The organism is Peribacillus sp. SIMBA_075, assembly GCF_046534585.1.
Genome location: NZ_JAWRYN010001121.1, coordinates 1 through 253 on the forward strand (window position 1 = coordinate 1; position 253 = coordinate 253).

Consider the following 253-nt stretch of genomic DNA (forward strand, 5'->3'; position numbering starts at 1 on the left):
CTATAGTGAGAAGGCGTATACGATTGAATAATGACTGAGCCCGCTTTTTCATGGCGCCCTGCCCGGCCGCTGACTTGCGTGAGAAGTTGAAATGTTTTTTCACTTGAACGAAAATCAGGGATATGAAGGGACGTATCCGCACTCAGTACACCGACAAGTGTAACATCTGGAAAGTCTAACCCTTTTGCAATCATTTGCGTACCGAGTAGAATATCCGCTTCTTTGTTGCCAAATGAGGTAAGAAGCTTTTCAT

At 44.7% G+C, this 253-nt stretch carries 1 protein-coding gene; it reads right to left on the minus strand.

Annotation, left to right across the window (positions count from 1 at the left end):
* On the minus strand, window positions 1-253 hold a 253-nt coding region (locus SB775_RS31795; RefSeq protein ID WP_410865277.1), incomplete at both ends, for a helicase-related protein.